Source organism: Sphingobium limneticum, assembly GCF_008710165.1.
Classification (GTDB): domain Bacteria; phylum Pseudomonadota; class Alphaproteobacteria; order Sphingomonadales; family Sphingomonadaceae; genus Sphingobium; species Sphingobium limneticum.
This window is the reverse complement of record NZ_VYQA01000011.1, coordinates 79,323-93,978: the sequence shown is the minus strand read 5'-3', so window position 1 is coordinate 93,978 and position 14,656 is coordinate 79,323. Positions and strand designations below refer to the sequence as shown.

Here is a 14,656-nt window from a genome sequence, read left to right as displayed (position 1 = left end):
TTGCAACTTTGTTATAAGGGAGCCTTATTGATGACGACCCTGTTCGATCCGATCCAGCTGGGCGCCGTCGGCGCCGCCAACCGCATATTGATGGCCCCGCTCACCCGCGGCCGGGCGACCCGCGCCCATGTGCCCACGCCCATCATGGCGGATTACTATGCGCAGCGCGCGTCGGCCGGCCTCATCATAAGCGAGGCGACGGGCATCTCGCAACAGGGGCTTGGCTGGCCCTATGCACCGGGCATCTGGTCCGACGAGCAGGTGGCCGCATGGCAGCCGGTGACGCAGGCCGTGCATGACAAGGGCGGCAAGATCGTCGTCCAGCTCTGGCACATGGGCCGCGCCGTCCACAGCGCCGTGACGGGCGAGCAGCCGGTATCGGCCAGCGCCACCGCCGCGCCGGGCGACGCGCATACCTATGAAGGCAAGCAACCCTATGAAACCGCCCGCCCGCTGGCGCTGGAGGAAATTCCCGGCATCATCGAAACCTATGTCCGCGCTGCGCAAAATGCGATCGCCGCAGGCTTCGACGGGGTGCAGCTCCATGCCGCTAACGGCTATCTGATCGACGAATTTCTGCGCGATAACAGCAATTTCCGTGATGACATCTATGGCGGCAGCGTGGAAAATCGCGTCCGATTGCTGCGCGAAGTGACGCAGGCGGTGGCCGATGCGATCGGCGCCGATCGCGTGTCGGTGCGCCTGTCGCCCAATGGCGAGACGCAGGGTGTGGACGACAGCGATCCCGCGACCCTGTTCGCGGCGGCCGCCGACGTGCTGGACGCGATCGGCATCGCCTTCCTCGAACTGCGCGAGCCCGGTCCGGACGGCAGCTTCGGCGCGACGGACGTGCCGCGCCAGTCGCCGCTCATCCGCCAGCATTTCAAGGGGCCGCTGGTGCTCAACAGCGATTATGACGCGGAGCGGGCGCAGGCGGATCTGGCCAGCGGCCTGGCCGATGCGATCAGCTTCGGCCGCCCGTTGATGGCCAATCCCGACCTGGTGGAGCGTTTACAGGACGGCGCGCCGCTCAACCCGCCGCAGGTGATGACGACCTGGTACGGGCCGGGCGTCGAGGGCTATACCGACTATCCGACGCTGGAACAGGAAAAGGCGGCGGCGTAAAGCTGTCCGGAACGGGCGTAATTTTGACGTCGCCCCGGGCTTGACCCGGGGTGACGAGATTTGTGAATGTCCGCTCACCATGCCCGACAAAAAAGGGGCGGCTCCATCCGGAACCGCCCCTTTTTTATCCACAAGTCACGTCGATCAGGCGCCGAAACGGTCCCGCAGGGCCAGCATGGCGATCGCCGCCTTGGCCGCTTCGCCGCCCTTGTCCTTCTGATCGGGGCGGGCGCGGACTAGCGCCTGCTCTTCATTTTCGACGGTCAGGATGCCGTTGCCGATGGCGATGGCGTCCATGCTGAGCGCCATCAGGCCGCGCGCGCTTTCGTTCGACACGACTTCGAAATGATAGGTTTCGCCGCGGATCACCACGCCGATCGCGACGAAGCCGTCGAAACGGCCGCTTTCCGCTGCCAGCGCGATCGCGCCGGGGATTTCCAGTGCGCCCGGCACCGTCACGACCTCATATTTATGGCCGGCTTCGTCCAGCGCCGCCTTGGCGCCTTCGATCAGCAGGTCGTTGAGATGGTCGTAGAAGCGCGCTTCGACGATCAGGAATTTCGCCATGATGTTGGTTCCTTACAGCTCGATCGGACGCTGCCCAACCACGGACAGGTCATAGCCGTCAAGCGCGATCAGGCTGTGCTGGCTGTTGCTGAGCAGGACCATGTCATGCACGCCCAGTTCGGCGAGCAGCTGCGCGCCCACGCCATAGTTGCGCAGTTCGTCCATGCCGGCCGGGGCGGTGCCGGCATGTGCCTGCACGCAACGGGTGACGAAATCGCCCTCCTCATTGCCGGTCAGGATCACGATGATGCCCGATCCTTCCTGGCCGATAATCTCCATCGACTTGGCCAGCAGCCCGGCACGACCGCCCTCCGCGCCATAGACGTCGTCCAGCAGCGAGAGCTGATGCATGCGCACCAGCGTCGGCTGGTCCGACGCGACATGACCCTTTTGCAGGACCAGCTGCTCGCTCTGCGTCGCCTTGTTGTAGAAGCTGATCGCTTTCCAGTCGCCGCCCCACTTGCTCTGGAACGTGGTTTCCGACCGGCGCTCGACCATATGGTCGTGGCGGCGGCGATAGGCGATCAGGTCGCGGATCGTGCCGATCTTCAGCTTATGCTTCTGCGCGAAGATGATGAGGTCGTCGAGGCGCGCCATGGTGCCATCGTCCTTCATCACTTCGCAGATGACGCCGGACGGGTTGAGGCCGGCGAGGCGCGCGACGTCGACCGCCGCTTCGGTATGCCCCGTGCGCACCAGCACGCCGCCGTCGCGGGCGATCAGGGGGAAGACATGGCCCGGCGTCACGATGTCCGCCTTGCCCTTCGCCCCGTCGATGGCGACCGATACGGTACGGGCGCGATCGGCGGCGCTGATGCCGGTGGTCACGCCTTCGCGCGCTTCGATCGACACGGTGAAGGCGGTTTCGTGGCGGGTGCCGTTGTTGCGGCTCATCAGGTCCAGGCCCAGCTGATCGACGCGATCCTTGGTCAGCGCCAGGCAGATCAGGCCGCGGCCATGGGTGGCCATGAAGTTGATGGCATCGGGCGTCGCCATCTGTGCGGGGATGACCAGATCGCCTTCATTCTCGCGATCCTCGTCATCGACCAGGATGAACATGCGGCCGTTGCGGGCCTCGTTGATGATTTCTTCCGGGCTGGCGAGCGCGGTGCCACCTTCGCGCTTGAGCAGATAGGCTTCCAGCTTGCCGAGCGTATCGGCGGTCGGATTCCAGTCGCTCTCGCCCAGCTTGCGAAGGCTGTTGGCGTGCAGGCCGGCGGCGCGCGCCAGGCCGGACCGGGACATGCCGCCATCGGTGACGAGGCTGCGGACGGAATCGAGAAGCGCGGACGACATGACAGAAACTCCTTCCCCTATGGGATGGCGGTCATATCACATCACAATGTGATTATTTCAAGTGAGGAATCACAATAAGCTGTTCAGCTTGGCGCGATTATCGGGTGCGCAGGCTTTGCATCCGGTCCAGATAGCGGGCCAACACGTCGATTTCCAGGTTGAAGGTGCGGCCTTCCACCAGCCGGTCCAGCGTGGTCGCGGCGGCAGTGTGGGGGATGATGTTCAGGCCGAAATGCACGCTGCCGTCGGCCTGATCCTCCACGCTGTTCACCGTCAGCGAAATGCCGTCGACCGTGATCGACCCCTTGGCCGCCAGCGCGGCGGCCAGTTCGGCGGGCGCGCTGATGGTCAGCCGGGTCGAATCGCCCTCGGCCGTGGCCGACACCAGATGACCGATGCCGTCGACATGGCCGGTGACTATATGGCCGCCCAGCTCGTCGCCGACTTTCAGCGCACGCTCCAGATTGAGCCGGCCGCCTTCCGCCCACAGGCCCGGCGCGGTGCGCGTCACGGTTTCGGCCGACAGATCGACCGCAAACCAGTCCGGACCCTTTTCCACCACCGTCAGGCAGGCGCCCGAACAGGCGATCGACGCGCCTATGGCCACGCCGTCCATCGCATAGGCACAGCCGATGACGAGGCGCAGGTCGCCGCGCTGCTCATGGCTGCGGATGGTGCCGATGTCGGTGATGATGCCGGTGAACATGCGCTTCGATCCATTCACTATATAGAATGTTCCCCGGCGAAGGCCGGGGTCCAGTCCCGATCGTGGAGCTGGACCCCGGCCTTCGCCGGGGAACATGACAAATCCCTAGGCGCTGCGCACCGCTTCGTAAACCTCCAGCCGATCGACGCCCAACGCGCGCGTGTCGGTCATCCGCCAGCGGCCATGCGCTTGGGCAAGGTCGGTCAGGCCGATATCGCCGATCCCGGCCAGTCCTTCGCCGATGACGATCGGCGCGCGATAGAGCAGCAGCCGATCGACCAGATCGGCGCGCAGGAAGGCCGCTGCCGCCGCTGCGCCGCCCTCCACCAGCAGATGGTCTACCCGATCAAGCGTGGCGATATCCTGCGGTGCGGCGATCCGTTCCCAGCCGGCGGGCGCGTCTACCCGAGTCAGCACCATGCGGCGCGGCGACCGCGCCTCCAGCCCCGCCAGCCGCACGTCCAGGCTGGGCGTATCGGCGCGCAGCGTGCCGCCGCCCACCAAAATCGCGTCATGCCGCGCCCGCTCCATATGGGCATGGGCGCGGGCGTCCGGCCCGGTGATCCAGCGGCTCGATCCGTCGGGCAGCGCAATGCGGCCATCGAGCGACAGGCCAAGCTTCAGCGTAACATGCGGCCGGCCCAGTGTCTGGCGCAGCACGAAACCGCCCATGGCGCGGGCGGCTTCATCCGCCATCAGGCCCATCTCGACGGTGACGCCGCGCTCGCGCAGCCAGCTTGCACCCTGTCCGTCGGTGCGCGGATCGGGATCGCGCAGTGCGATCACCACGCGCGCAACCCCGGCCCGCGCCATCAGGTCGGCACAGCGCGGCCCGCGCGGGGATAGATGGAAACAGGGTTCCAGCGTGACATAGGCGGTGGCCCCCGCCGCCCGGTCCATCGCCTGATCCAGCGCCTGCGCCTCGGCATGGGGGCGGCCGCCCTTCTGGGTCCAGCCGCGCCCGACGACATGGCCGTCCCGAACGATCAGGCAGCCGACATTGGGATTGGGGGTGGACAGGCCCCGCCCGCGCCCGGACAGGGCGATGGCGGCGGCCATATAGCGTCGGTCGTCAGCAGGCGAAGGCGACATGATCAGGGCCGGGAGCTTAGGGTTGGACGCTCAGGGTTGGGCGGCAGGCGCCGGCTTTGCGCTGGCCTGCGGTCCGGCCTTGCCCGTGGCTTCCGCCTTGGCCAGCCGGTCGTCCAGCATCGCGTCGATCGCCTTCACCGCTTCCTTGCGCTTGGCGGTGTTGCGGGCTTCTTCCTCACGCCATTCGATGCCGAACGCGTCCGCATAACCCTGCATCTTGGTCTGCTGCTTGACCAGCGCGGCCTCGCGCTTCGCAAAGTCGATCTTCTGCTGCAGGATGATCGCTGCGTCGGACCGGTTCGCGTCCCAGCTCTGGACATAGATGATCTTGTTGCGCGTGGGCATCGTGTTGGTGTTCGCGTCGATCACGAACGTCCACACAATGACATAGGTCAGCGCAATGGAAACGCCCAGCAGCGGCCATTTATGCTGCCGCTGCTGCTTGAAATAGCCCCAGAAGTCGCCAAGCGCACTTTTGGGGGAAACGGGACGGGGAAAGATCGCCATGCCACCCTTATAGGACAGGGCGGGCGCCAATGCAAAATGGTCCATGCTTACCTCCATTTTCCTGCCCCCTCCCGATCGTCCGGAGGGGGCAGGGGGCGACACCGAAGGCGAAGGAGGGAGCGATATCTATCGATCCGTCAGCGTGAACCGCACCGTCAGGGTCTTGGTCGATGTGATAGCTACGCCGTCGCGGGTGGCGGGACGGAAGCGCCATGTGCGCAGGGCATGGCGCTGGGTCGCCAGCCAGAAGCTTTCGTCGGTGGCGCTGACCTTTTCGATGGCGGTGACGCGCCCTTCCGGACTGATGGTGACGCGCACCGTCACCGCGCCCTCTACGCCCTGGCGAATCATCGTGCCGGGATAGTCGGGTTGGAAAGCGGCCTTCGCGCGGGGATCGATCGATGCCTCGGTCAGCACCGGCTCGCTCAGGGGCGGGGGTGGCGGAATATAGGGCGGGGTGATTGGCCCGATGTCGCCATGCCCGTTGCTGCCGATCAGGCTCGTATCGCCGGTGGGCATGTTCACCAGCGGATCGAGCGCGGTCGGCCGTTCGGGTTGCGGTTGCGGCTGGGTCGGCAGCTTGGGATCGGGCTTCACATCGTCCACCGGGTCGAGCGGCGGTGGCGGCTCGATCGGAATATTGACGCCGGTAATGGGCGGCGAAGGCCTGAATGTGTCGATGACTTCCTTGGGGAGCAGCAGAAAGGCGCCGATCACCAGCGCATGCACCGCCACGGTGCCGCCCAGCCCCAGCGGGGACTTGCGCCCCGCGCCATAACGCGATTGTCCGCTTGCCTGCCCCGTCATTCCCATGGTCATGAGTCGCATCGTCTGGCTCCTCTTGGGCAGGCTGCGTTAAATTTGACGCGGATCGCCTGCTCTAACTTTTCGTTTTCGCATCGTTTTAAGCGGAAAACCGGTTCCCACTTTTCCGCACGATGCTCCATGTGTCGCATCCTCTCGCCGGTCTCCGATTCTCACGATCGAAACTCGCCCGTCGATGAAATGATACAACATCATTATATGATATGTTGCAACATCATTTTTGAAGGTCTGCAACATAGGCGCCGCATCGGGACATATGGCGGCAAAGCGCAGCTGCGAAGGGAAGGGCGATCCCGCTTTCAGGAGCCTTCATGCATTTTCGCCCATGTCTTTCTGCTGTCCAACTCGCTGTCGCACTTCTGGCGTCGACACCTTTGCTGGCCCAGCCGCCGGCTGCGCCCGAAGGTGGCCCCTGGGCTGCCGATGCCGATGGGGACGGGCGCATCACCCGTGACGAGATGGCCGCCTATATGGAGCGCCGCTTCGGCCTGATGGATCAGGATAGCGACGGGCTGGTGCCGGTACAGGCGATGCAGCGCATGTTGGGCCATGAACCGCAGGTGCGAGGGCAGACGGACTCGGCGCAACGCGGCCCCGGTAAGGGGCGCGGTGGACCCGGCGGTGGGCCTGGAAATGGTCCGGGCGGCGGTCCGGGCGGTGGCGCTGGCGGTCCGCCGCCGGGCGGTCGTCCGCCCGAAGGAAGGCGCGCCGATGCAGGATCGCCGCCGCCCGGCCGCGCCATGCCTTATCCCGAGGATAGCAATGATGACGGCCAGATCGATCGCGCCGAATTCATCGCGCCCGCGCTCGCTCTGTTTGCCGATCGGGATCGCAATGGCGACGGCGTACTGACCGCGGACGAACTGCCGCCTCCGCCCCGACACGGACCTCCGGAAGAACCGGAAGATTAAGCCATAAAGTCAGGAATCGGCTGCCTTCTCTCCTCTGCGCGGCCGGTTCCGCCGGGGCGTGTCGTTTGGCCCGATACGCCCCGGCATTTTTTGGGAAAGGCGCTGGTGCGGTTCGTTTCAGAAGATCCTGTCGATGGCATGGATCGCCAGGCCGACCAGCCCACCGACCAACGTGCCGTTGATGCGGATATATTGCAGGTCGCGGCCGACCGCATTTTCCAGCCGTGACGTGACCGTGCCCGCATCCCATCCACGCACCGTGTCGCTGACAAGGCGGACGATCGCATCGCCATAGCTGGCCGTCGCCCCCACCGCCGCACGGCGCACGAAACGGTTGATGACCAGCCGTAGCCGCGCCTCCTCCTGCAACGTTCCGCCCAGCGCGCGCAGGGCCTCGCCCAGTCGCCCGGCCATCGCCTTGCCCGGATCGCGCACCGCCCGCAGCAGCCCGCCACGCGCCTGTTCCCACATCCCCTCGATCCAGCGCTGCATCGCCGGATTGTCGACGATTTCGTCGCGGATCTTGGCGACCTTCGCCTGCATCTCCAGATCGAACTGAAGGTCGAAGGCCAGCTTGGCCATGCCTTCCTCCGCCTTCAGGCGCAGGCTGTGGCCCGGATCGGCGGCCATGTCCGCCAGCATCTTGCGCAGGCCGGAGAGGATCGCATTGGCCAGATTTTCGTCCAGCCCGGTCCAGCGCAGCACCTTGCCCGCGCGTTCCTGCACTATCTGGCGGATCAGATGGTCGTTCGCCTCCAGCGTGCGGTCGGCCCATGTGATGATGCCGTCCATCACCGGCGCATGGCGGCCGTCGCGCATCGCCGCCTCGATCGCCTGTCCCACCAGCGGGCCGATGTTGATGGCGCGCAGACGCTGGCCGATCGCGCCCTTCACCATGCCGCCCAGCCGCTCCTGGTCCAGCGCTTCCAGCACATCGGCGATCAGGCGCGACGCGCCCTCGCGCAGCCGTCCGTCGCCTTCGGAAGGACTGGCCAGGAAGCGCCCGGCCGCCGCCGCGACGTCGATATGGCGCATCCGCCGCGCGACCACGGCGGGGATCAGGAAATTGTCGCGCAGGAACAGCGCCAGCGTGTCGCCGATCCGGTCCTTGTTGCGCGGGATGATGGCGGTGTGGGGGATGGGCAGGCCCAGTGGATGGCGGAACAACGCCGTGACCGCGAACCAGTCGGCCAGACCGCCCACCATCGCCGCCTCGGCAAAGGCCTGGACGAAAGCGATGGCAGGATGGAGATGGACGGTGGCGCGCGCGGCGATGAACAGCGCGGCCATCGCCACCAGCATGCCCGTCGCCACCAGCCGCATCCGCTGGGCGGGGTGGGGCGTCAACAGGTCTTTGGGCCGGGGCAGGCGAAGCAGCGTCATGACCCCTTAACGGTTACGCTGCCGTTTCGTTCAGGCAAGGCTTTCTTTTGGGCGGGTGGCCCTACTTGGCCTGAACGATCGCTGTCATTCGGCGGGATGCACGGCGCTCCGCACGGGTTGCCCATCATCGCCCGGCTTGTAGGTCAGCAGGCCCCGGCCCAGCCGCGGGCCGATCCAGCTTTCCAGGCCGATCGCCAGGCTGAAAATGGCCGGCACGATCACCAACGTCAGCACCGTCGATAGGATCAGGCCGCCGATCACGGTAATGCCCATCGGCTGACGCGAAGCGCCGTCGCCCGAAAGCGACAAGGCAGTCGGTATCATGCCCGCGACCATCGCGACGGTGGTCATGACGATCGGCTGGGCGCGCTTGTGCCCGGCGTCGATGATCGCGACCTTCTTGGGCACGCCCTTCTCCATCTCCTCCAATGCGAAGTCGATGACGAGGATGGAGTTTTTCGCCACGATGCCCAGCAGCATCAACAGGCCGATGAACACCGGCATCGACACCGGCTGTCCCGCGACATGCAGCGCCAAAGCAGCACCCAGCGGCGCCAGCAGCAGCGACCCCAGATTGACGAAGGGCGGCATCAGACGCTTGTAGAGCAGGGTGAGCACCGCCAGCACCAGCAGGATGCCGGAGAAGACGGCGATGATGAAATTCTGGATCATCTCCGCCTGCCACTTGGCGTCGCCCGCGTTCAGCTTCTGAACGCCCTGAATCTTGCCGGCAACGATGTCCTTCATCAGCGGCAGGGCATTGATCTTGGCCATGGCCTGGCTGGTGACGATGCCCGGCGCCAGATCTGCGCCAACGACGACGCGGCGGATCTGGTTGTAGCGGCGGATCTGCGTCGGCCCGGCGCCAAAGCTGATGTCGGCAACGACCCGCAGCGGCACCGATCCGCCCGACACGGTCGGCACCGGCAAATTCTGGATCGTGGCGATATCCTTGCGGCTGTCCTCCGCCAGGGCGACGCGGATCGGGATCTGGCGGTCGGACAGGGAGAATTTGGCGCTGTTCTGATCGATGTCGCCGATCGTCGCGATGCGGATCGACTGGCTCAATGCCATCGTCGTCACGCCCATGCTGGCGGCCAGGTCCAGGCGCGGCTTGATGATGATTTCGGGGCGCTGCAAATCGCCCTGCACGCGCGGCGCGCGCAGTTCATGGATGCCGGCCATTTCATGGACCAGCTGGTTGGCGGTCTTTTCCAGCAGCGCCGGATCGTCCGACCCGAACATCATGATGATGTCGCGGCCGAAACCGCCGCCCGACTGCGACTGGAAATTGACGCGGGCGTCGGCGACGGTCTGGAACTGGGGCGCGACCTTGCGCTCCCAATCGACCGAGCTGATCGGCCGGTCCTTCTTCAGCGTCAGGAAGATGTCGGCACCGGTAGGCTCGATATCGGCGAAGGCGGCCTCCACAATATCCTTGTCGGCGCTCAGCATGTCGGCGACCTTGCGGGTGATGGCGGTGGTCTGCTCCAGCGTGCTGCCCGGCACGGTTTCGATCTTCACCTGACTGAAATCGGTGTTGGTCGTCGGCTGGAAGGTCATGGGCAGCGTCGCAAAGGCGACGATGGTGGCGGCAAAGGCCAGGAAGCCGAAGCCCAGCGTCCAGACGCGATGGTCGGTGAAGAAGCCGGCTGCCTTGTTACGGAATCCGCCGCGTGCGCGCCGCTCCTTCGCCTTCTCGTCATTCAGCGACCAGCGCAGCACGCCCATATAGCGGTCCATCAGCCAGCCTTCGCCATGGCTTTCCTCACCATGGGCTTTGAGGAAATAGGCGGCGATCATCGGCGTGATCAGGCGCGCGACGGCCAGGCTCATCAGCACCGACACCACGACCGTCATGCCGAACTGGATGAAGAACTGCCCGGCCAGCCCCGGCATCATCGCGACCGGCAGGAACACCGCGACGATCGCCATGGTGGTCGCCAGCACCGCCAGACCGATTTCGTCCGCCGCGTCGATGGACGCCTGATAGGCGCTTTTGCCCATGCGCATGTGGCGCACGATATTCTCGATCTCCACGATCGCGTCGTCGACCAGCACGCCCGCGACCAGACTTAACGCCAGCAGCGAAATGCTGTTCAGGGTAAAGCCCATCATGTCCATGAACCAGAAAGCGGGAATCGCCGACAGCGGGATGGCCAGCGCCGAAATCATGGTCGCGCGCCAGTCGCGCAGGAACAGGAAGACGATGACGACCGCCAGCACGGCGCCCTCGATCATCGCCGACATGGCGCTGTGATACTGGTCCTTGGTATATTCGACGCTGGTATAAAGCTGCTTGAACTGGACCTTGGGATTTTCCTTCTTCAGCTGATCCAGAACCTTCATCGCCTCGTCATAGACGGTGACGTCGGACGATCCCTTGGCCTTTTCCAGGCTGAAGCTGGTGACCTGACGGCCGTTCATCAGCGACAGGCTGCGCTGTTCGGCATACATGTCGCGCACGGTGGCCAGGTCGGCCAGCTTGACCGTGCGGGCGCCGGAAATGGCGATCTGCGTGTCGCCCAGCGAGCGCGCATTGGCGGCGTTGCCCAGCACGCGGATCGATTGTTCCGCGCCGGCGATTTCGGTACGGCCACCCGCCGCGTTCAGATTGACCTGCTGCAATTGCGCATTCACCTGCGCGGCGGTGACGCCATAGGCCTGCAACTTGGCGGGATCCAGGATGACGCGAATCTCGCGGCTGACACCGCCGCCGCGCTTGACCGCGGCCATGCCGCTGATCGACAGCAGCCGCTTGGCGATGGTGTTGTCCACATACCAGGACAGTTCCTCCAGCGTCATGTCGGTCGCTTCGGCGCTGAAATAGGCGATCGGGCCGCCGTCCACGTCGATGCGCTGTACCTGCGGTTCCAAAATGCCGTCGGGCAGGTCGCTGCGGATCTGGTCCACGGCGTTCTTCACGTCCGCCACCGCGCGATCGACCGGCGTGCCGATCTGGAACTGGACGTTGGACAGCGACTGGCCTTCGGACGCGAAGGATGTGATTTCGTCCACGCCGCTGATGCCGCGCACGGCCGCTTCGACTCGCTGGGTAACCTGGGTTTCCAGCTCGGTCGGGGCCGCGCCCGGTTGCGACACGATCACGCTGACCATCGGGAAGCTGACGTCGGGATTATTGTTGACGTCCATCCGCATGAAGCTGACGACACCGGCCAGCACCAGGGCGATGAACAGCACCAGCGGCGTCACCGGATTGCGGATCGCCCATGCGGACATATTGCGAAAATTCATGACGCGCTTCCTTCACCGGGCGCGGTCAGGCGCCCGTTTCCTCCCGATGCCCCCGATGCTGACGATCCGCCCGCACCGATCTTTCAGCGACCCTTGGCCAGTTCCGGCTTCACCTTCTGCCCCGGCGTCAGGAACGCGCCGGCGGAGGTGACGATCTGTTCGGTGCCGGTAATGCCGCTGGTCACCGCGACGCCATTGTCGGACACCTGGCCCACGGTCACGTCGCGCCGTTCCACCTGGCCCTTGGCATTGACGACATAGACATAGCTGCCCTTGGGGTCGCTCTGCACCGCCGATTCCGGCAGCAGCGGCGCGGTACCCGAACCGCTGGTCAGCATCGCAGACGCAAAGCCACCGGGGCGAATCGCCGCATTATAGGGGATGGCGATACGGGCGATGCCCTGCCGCGTCTGCGGATCGACCACGGGCGATACCTGCCATAGGCGGCCGGCGAATTTTTGCGTGCTGCCGATCGGCGTGACCGTGGCGCTGTTGCCGGCGCGTAGCGTCGCCAGATCGCCTTCGGCCACCTGCGCCTGCATTTCCATCTCGCCATCCTTGGCCATGCGGAACAGCGTGCCGCCGCCGGCCTGAACGATCTGGCCGGGTTCGACCGTGCGGGTCAGCACCAGGCCGGACGCCGGCGCGCGAATGTCCAGTCGACCGGTGCGGGCCTGCTGTTCGGCCAGCTGCGCCGCCGCCACGCGCACCTGCGCTTCGGCCTGATCGCGGGTCGCGGTGCGCTGGTCGATGTCGGCCGCGCTGATGAAGCCGCGCCCGACCAGCGCCTTGGCGCGATCGAGCTGAGCCTGTGCGAGCTTCGCGTTGGCGCGCTGCACTTCCACCTGCGCGGCGAGCGAGCGGACCTGTTCGGCCTGGACGGAGCGTTCGACGGTGGCCAGTACCTGGCCCGCGCGCACCCAGTCGCCCGGCTGCACCAGCACGCGCGTCACCATGCCGCCTTCGCCGACCACGCCGACCGGCATGTCGATCCGTGCGGCGAGCGATCCGGTCGCGCTGACGGTGCGGGCGACGGTGGACTGGCCGGGGCTGACGACAGTGACGACGGGCACCTGCGCGGTGGGGGCGGCGGTATCGCCCGCCTTATCCCCGCGCATGGATATGAAGGCGGCTGCGGCCACCAGCACCACCGCCACGCCGCCGCCGATCAGCAGCAGGCGCTTGCGTCGCCGGCGCGCATCGTCATCGTCGATGACCGTCATGGAATCGCCCACCAACTGGGTTTCGTAATTCATCCCGCTTCTCGTCTCTCCGGCGCATCCGCCCTGTTGGCAGCTGTGTTATATGAATATAGCACCACCCTCAAGCCCCAATATCATGGTTCGAAGCGGGTCGGCAAAGCGATTATGCGCGATGGATGGTGCGGGAAGGGCGACATATCGTGCCATTCCTTCCCCTGCGATCACATTGACTTGCCAAAATTGCCGGACTGTGGCGCTATGGGGAACGGGTCGATGCTTATATATAAAAAGGGAACGCAGCATGGACTTGCTGGGATGGATCGTGGTCGGCCTGCTTGCAGGCGCGATCGCGCGACTGATCATGCCCGGCCGCGATCCGGGCGGATGCGTGGTCACGATATTGCTGGGGATTGCCGGGGCTTTGTTCGCCGGCTTTGTCGGGCGACTCGCGGGCTTCTATGCACCGGGGCAGAGCGCCGGGTTCGTCGCTGCGATACTGGGATCGGTGGCCGTACTGGCCTTGTATCGCTGGTTCGCGGCGCGACGCTGAAACGAAAAAAAGAGGCTGCGCGGTGGCGCAGCCTCTTTTGCTTTTACAGGATGTCGTGCGGGTTTAGCGCACCGATCCGCGACGGACCAGATTGACGATCGCCAGCAGGATGATCGCACCGACCAGCGACACGAGGAAGCTGTACAGCGTCAGACCTTCGTTGATCGAACCGCCGCTGAAAATCAGGCCGCCGATGAAGGCGCCCACGATGCCGACGACGATATTGAGCAGGATGCCCTGCTGTGCGTCCGTGCGCATGACCATGCTGGCGAGCCAGCCGATGATGCCGCCGACGATAAGCCACAAGATGATGCCCATGATACTCTCCTTGACCACGCCCCCAGCGGGTTGGGTGCTGCATTCAACGGAGCAGAAGGCGTCCCGTTCCATGCTCCCAAAATGATTCCGGGACGGAAACCATCTTGGCTTTGCGTCGTTTGTGCGCCCCGCGAATGAAAAAGGGCCGCCGGATCATTGTCCGGCGGCCCCTTCATGTCCGCGGTCAGATCGCTTGAGCGGCGATCAATATTTCTGCTGCCGCTCATAGAGCGACTTATAATATTGGATGCGGGTGACGCGCAGGCCATGCATGCCCGAACGGTCGACCGCGCGCTGCCAGCCGGCAAATTCTTCCAGCGTCAGATTATAGCGCGCACAGGCTTCGTCCACGGTCAGCAGACCGCCATTGACCGCTGCGACCACTTCCGCCTTGCGCCGCACCACCCAGCGGGTCGTATCCGCAGGCGGCAGGCTGTCCAGCGTCAGAGGCTCTCCAAGCGGCCCGACGACCTGGGCGGGCTTGATTTTCTGGTTCTCGATCATTCTTACCCTCAAAGTGCGGCACTGGCGTTACCGATTTCGGCGTTGTTTTCCGATTATGTGCGTCAGCCCTGAAGAACGGCTAAAGCGCCACGGTAAACACAGCCTTCATCTTTCATGCCCCCTGGCTAAACGGCTCGCGATCAACGGGTTGAAGCTTCCCGCGAGACGCACGGCTTCGATCTTGCCGCCGGAACGTGGCGCGAAAATTCCCGCCAGTTCCTGGACCCAGTCATCGCTTCCGCCCTGCCCCCGCAGGACGCCCGCCACCGCCTGCGCGGTAGGACTGGCCGCCTGCGCAGCCGCCGTGGCAGCCCGCAAAAACGGCCAGGCCGGCACGCGCGGCCGGCTGAGGGGTCTGGGAGCGCCAGGTTTCAGCCCGCCGCCCCGAAGGAAACTCAGATCCATGACCCCCTTC

15 protein-coding genes are annotated in these 14,656 nt (G+C 65.3%); 3 read left to right on the top strand and 12 right to left on the bottom strand.

The window, feature by feature from the left end; all coding sequences use genetic code 11:
* Window positions 1-30: 30 nt before the first annotated feature.
* Window positions 31-1,125: an alkene reductase gene (locus F4U95_RS15440; RefSeq protein ID WP_150426283.1), complete on the top strand. Its 1,095-nt coding sequence runs from the start codon at window positions 31-33 to the stop codon at window positions 1,123-1,125.
* A gap of 144 nt (window positions 1,126-1,269) precedes the next feature.
* On the opposite strand, the gene ribH is transcribed toward F4U95_RS15440, so the two are convergent.
* From ribH to F4U95_RS15410, 6 genes are all read right to left on the bottom strand, one after another.
* The gene (ribH, locus tag F4U95_RS15435; RefSeq protein WP_120251231.1) at window positions 1,270-1,692 is read right to left on the bottom strand and encodes a 6,7-dimethyl-8-ribityllumazine synthase; all 423 of its coding nucleotides are present in this window, start codon (window positions 1,690-1,692) and stop codon (window positions 1,270-1,272) included.
* A gap of 12 nt (window positions 1,693-1,704) precedes the next feature.
* Window positions 1,705-2,988, bottom strand: a complete 1,284-nt coding sequence (gene ribB, locus F4U95_RS15430; protein WP_120251230.1) for a 3,4-dihydroxy-2-butanone-4-phosphate synthase — start codon at window positions 2,986-2,988, stop codon at window positions 1,705-1,707.
* Window positions 2,989-3,085: 97 nt separating this feature from the next.
* Window positions 3,086-3,694, bottom strand: coding sequence for a riboflavin synthase (locus F4U95_RS15425; RefSeq protein ID WP_150426282.1), 609 nt, complete (start codon window positions 3,692-3,694; stop codon window positions 3,086-3,088).
* Between the two features lie 105 nt (window positions 3,695-3,799).
* Window positions 3,800-4,786, bottom strand: coding sequence for a bifunctional diaminohydroxyphosphoribosylaminopyrimidine deaminase/5-amino-6-(5-phosphoribosylamino)uracil reductase RibD (ribD, locus tag F4U95_RS15420; protein ID WP_281347237.1), 987 nt, complete (start codon window positions 4,784-4,786; stop codon window positions 3,800-3,802).
* 30 nt (window positions 4,787-4,816) lie between these two features.
* Window positions 4,817-5,338, bottom strand: a complete 522-nt coding sequence (locus tag F4U95_RS15415) for a hypothetical protein (RefSeq protein WP_120251227.1) — start codon at window positions 5,336-5,338, stop codon at window positions 4,817-4,819.
* Between the two features lie 81 nt (window positions 5,339-5,419).
* Window positions 5,420-6,121, bottom strand: coding sequence for an energy transducer TonB (locus F4U95_RS15410; RefSeq protein ID WP_425505075.1), 702 nt, complete (start codon window positions 6,119-6,121; stop codon window positions 5,420-5,422).
* Between the two features lie 308 nt (window positions 6,122-6,429).
* Between F4U95_RS15410 and F4U95_RS15405 the strand changes: the two genes are divergently transcribed.
* Window positions 6,430-7,029 (top strand): EF-hand domain-containing protein, encoded by a 600-nt coding sequence (locus tag F4U95_RS15405; protein ID WP_150426281.1) that lies wholly within the window; start codon window positions 6,430-6,432, stop codon window positions 7,027-7,029.
* Window positions 7,030-7,146: 117 nt separating this feature from the next.
* On the opposite strand, the gene F4U95_RS15400 is transcribed toward F4U95_RS15405, so the two are convergent.
* The 3 genes from F4U95_RS15400 to F4U95_RS15390 all read right to left on the bottom strand — a co-directional run bounded on the left by F4U95_RS15400 (window position 7,147) and on the right by F4U95_RS15390 (window position 12,923).
* Window positions 7,147-8,412, bottom strand: coding sequence for a DUF445 domain-containing protein (locus F4U95_RS15400; RefSeq protein ID WP_150426280.1), 1,266 nt, complete (start codon window positions 8,410-8,412; stop codon window positions 7,147-7,149).
* Between the two features lie 84 nt (window positions 8,413-8,496).
* Window positions 8,497-11,667 carry an efflux RND transporter permease subunit gene (locus F4U95_RS15395; protein WP_150426279.1) on the bottom strand — a complete coding sequence of 1,057 codons (3,171 nt, stop codon included), beginning with the start codon at window positions 11,665-11,667 and terminating at the stop codon, window positions 8,497-8,499.
* Between the two features lie 83 nt (window positions 11,668-11,750).
* Entirely contained in the window at window positions 11,751-12,923 is a 1,173-nt protein-coding gene (locus tag F4U95_RS15390; RefSeq protein ID WP_150426278.1) for an efflux RND transporter periplasmic adaptor subunit, read from the bottom strand.
* 247 nt (window positions 12,924-13,170) lie between these two features.
* On the opposite strand from F4U95_RS15390, the gene F4U95_RS15385 reads away from it, so the two are divergent.
* Complete coding sequence (locus F4U95_RS15385; protein WP_120251222.1) at window positions 13,171-13,419, top strand: GlsB/YeaQ/YmgE family stress response membrane protein; 249 nt, start codon at window positions 13,171-13,173, stop codon at window positions 13,417-13,419.
* Window positions 13,420-13,482: 63 nt separating this feature from the next.
* Here F4U95_RS15385 and F4U95_RS15380 read toward each other — a convergent pair whose 3' ends face one another.
* The 3 genes from F4U95_RS15380 to F4U95_RS15370 all read right to left on the bottom strand — a co-directional run bounded on the left by F4U95_RS15380 (window position 13,483) and on the right by F4U95_RS15370 (window position 14,646).
* Complete coding sequence (locus F4U95_RS15380; RefSeq protein WP_093082464.1) at window positions 13,483-13,737, bottom strand: GlsB/YeaQ/YmgE family stress response membrane protein; 255 nt, start codon at window positions 13,735-13,737, stop codon at window positions 13,483-13,485.
* 204 nt (window positions 13,738-13,941) lie between these two features.
* Window positions 13,942-14,241: a CtrA inhibitor SciP gene (sciP, locus tag F4U95_RS15375; RefSeq protein ID WP_120251221.1), complete on the bottom strand. Its 300-nt coding sequence runs from the start codon at window positions 14,239-14,241 to the stop codon at window positions 13,942-13,944.
* A gap of 105 nt (window positions 14,242-14,346) precedes the next feature.
* Window positions 14,347-14,646, bottom strand: coding sequence for a hypothetical protein (locus F4U95_RS15370; protein WP_120251220.1), 300 nt, complete (start codon window positions 14,644-14,646; stop codon window positions 14,347-14,349).
* Between the last annotated feature and the right edge of the window lie 10 nt (window positions 14,647-14,656).

Coding starts and splice junctions, on each gene's coding strand:
- F4U95_RS15440 (WP_150426283.1), top strand. CDS start 31: ATGACGACCCTGTTCGATCCGATCCAGCTGGGCGCCGTCGGCGCCGCC.
- ribH (WP_120251231.1), bottom strand. CDS start 1,692: ATGGCGAAATTCCTGATCGTCGAAGCGCGCTTCTACGACCATCTCAAC.
- ribB (WP_120251230.1), bottom strand. CDS start 2,988: ATGTCGTCCGCGCTTCTCGATTCCGTCCGCAGCCTCGTCACCGATGGC.
- F4U95_RS15425 (WP_150426282.1), bottom strand. CDS start 3,694: ATGTTCACCGGCATCATCACCGACATCGGCACCATCCGCAGCCATGAG.
- ribD (WP_281347237.1), bottom strand. CDS start 4,786: ATGTCGCCTTCGCCTGCTGACGACCGACGCTATATGGCCGCCGCCATC.
- F4U95_RS15415 (WP_120251227.1), bottom strand. CDS start 5,338: ATGGACCATTTTGCATTGGCGCCCGCCCTGTCCTATAAGGGTGGCATG.
- F4U95_RS15410 (WP_425505075.1), bottom strand. CDS start 6,121: ATGCGACTCATGACCATGGGAATGACGGGGCAGGCAAGCGGACAATCG.
- F4U95_RS15405 (WP_150426281.1), top strand. CDS start 6,430: ATGCATTTTCGCCCATGTCTTTCTGCTGTCCAACTCGCTGTCGCACTT.
- F4U95_RS15400 (WP_150426280.1), bottom strand. CDS start 8,412: ATGACGCTGCTTCGCCTGCCCCGGCCCAAAGACCTGTTGACGCCCCAC.
- F4U95_RS15395 (WP_150426279.1), bottom strand. CDS start 11,667: ATGAATTTTCGCAATATGTCCGCATGGGCGATCCGCAATCCGGTGACG.
- F4U95_RS15390 (WP_150426278.1), bottom strand. CDS start 12,923: ATGAATTACGAAACCCAGTTGGTGGGCGATTCCATGACGGTCATCGAC.
- F4U95_RS15385 (WP_120251222.1), top strand. CDS start 13,171: ATGGACTTGCTGGGATGGATCGTGGTCGGCCTGCTTGCAGGCGCGATC.
- F4U95_RS15380 (WP_093082464.1), bottom strand. CDS start 13,737: ATGGGCATCATCTTGTGGCTTATCGTCGGCGGCATCATCGGCTGGCTC.
- sciP (WP_120251221.1), bottom strand. CDS start 14,241: ATGATCGAGAACCAGAAAATCAAGCCCGCCCAGGTCGTCGGGCCGCTT.
- F4U95_RS15370 (WP_120251220.1), bottom strand. CDS start 14,646: ATGGATCTGAGTTTCCTTCGGGGCGGCGGGCTGAAACCTGGCGCTCCC.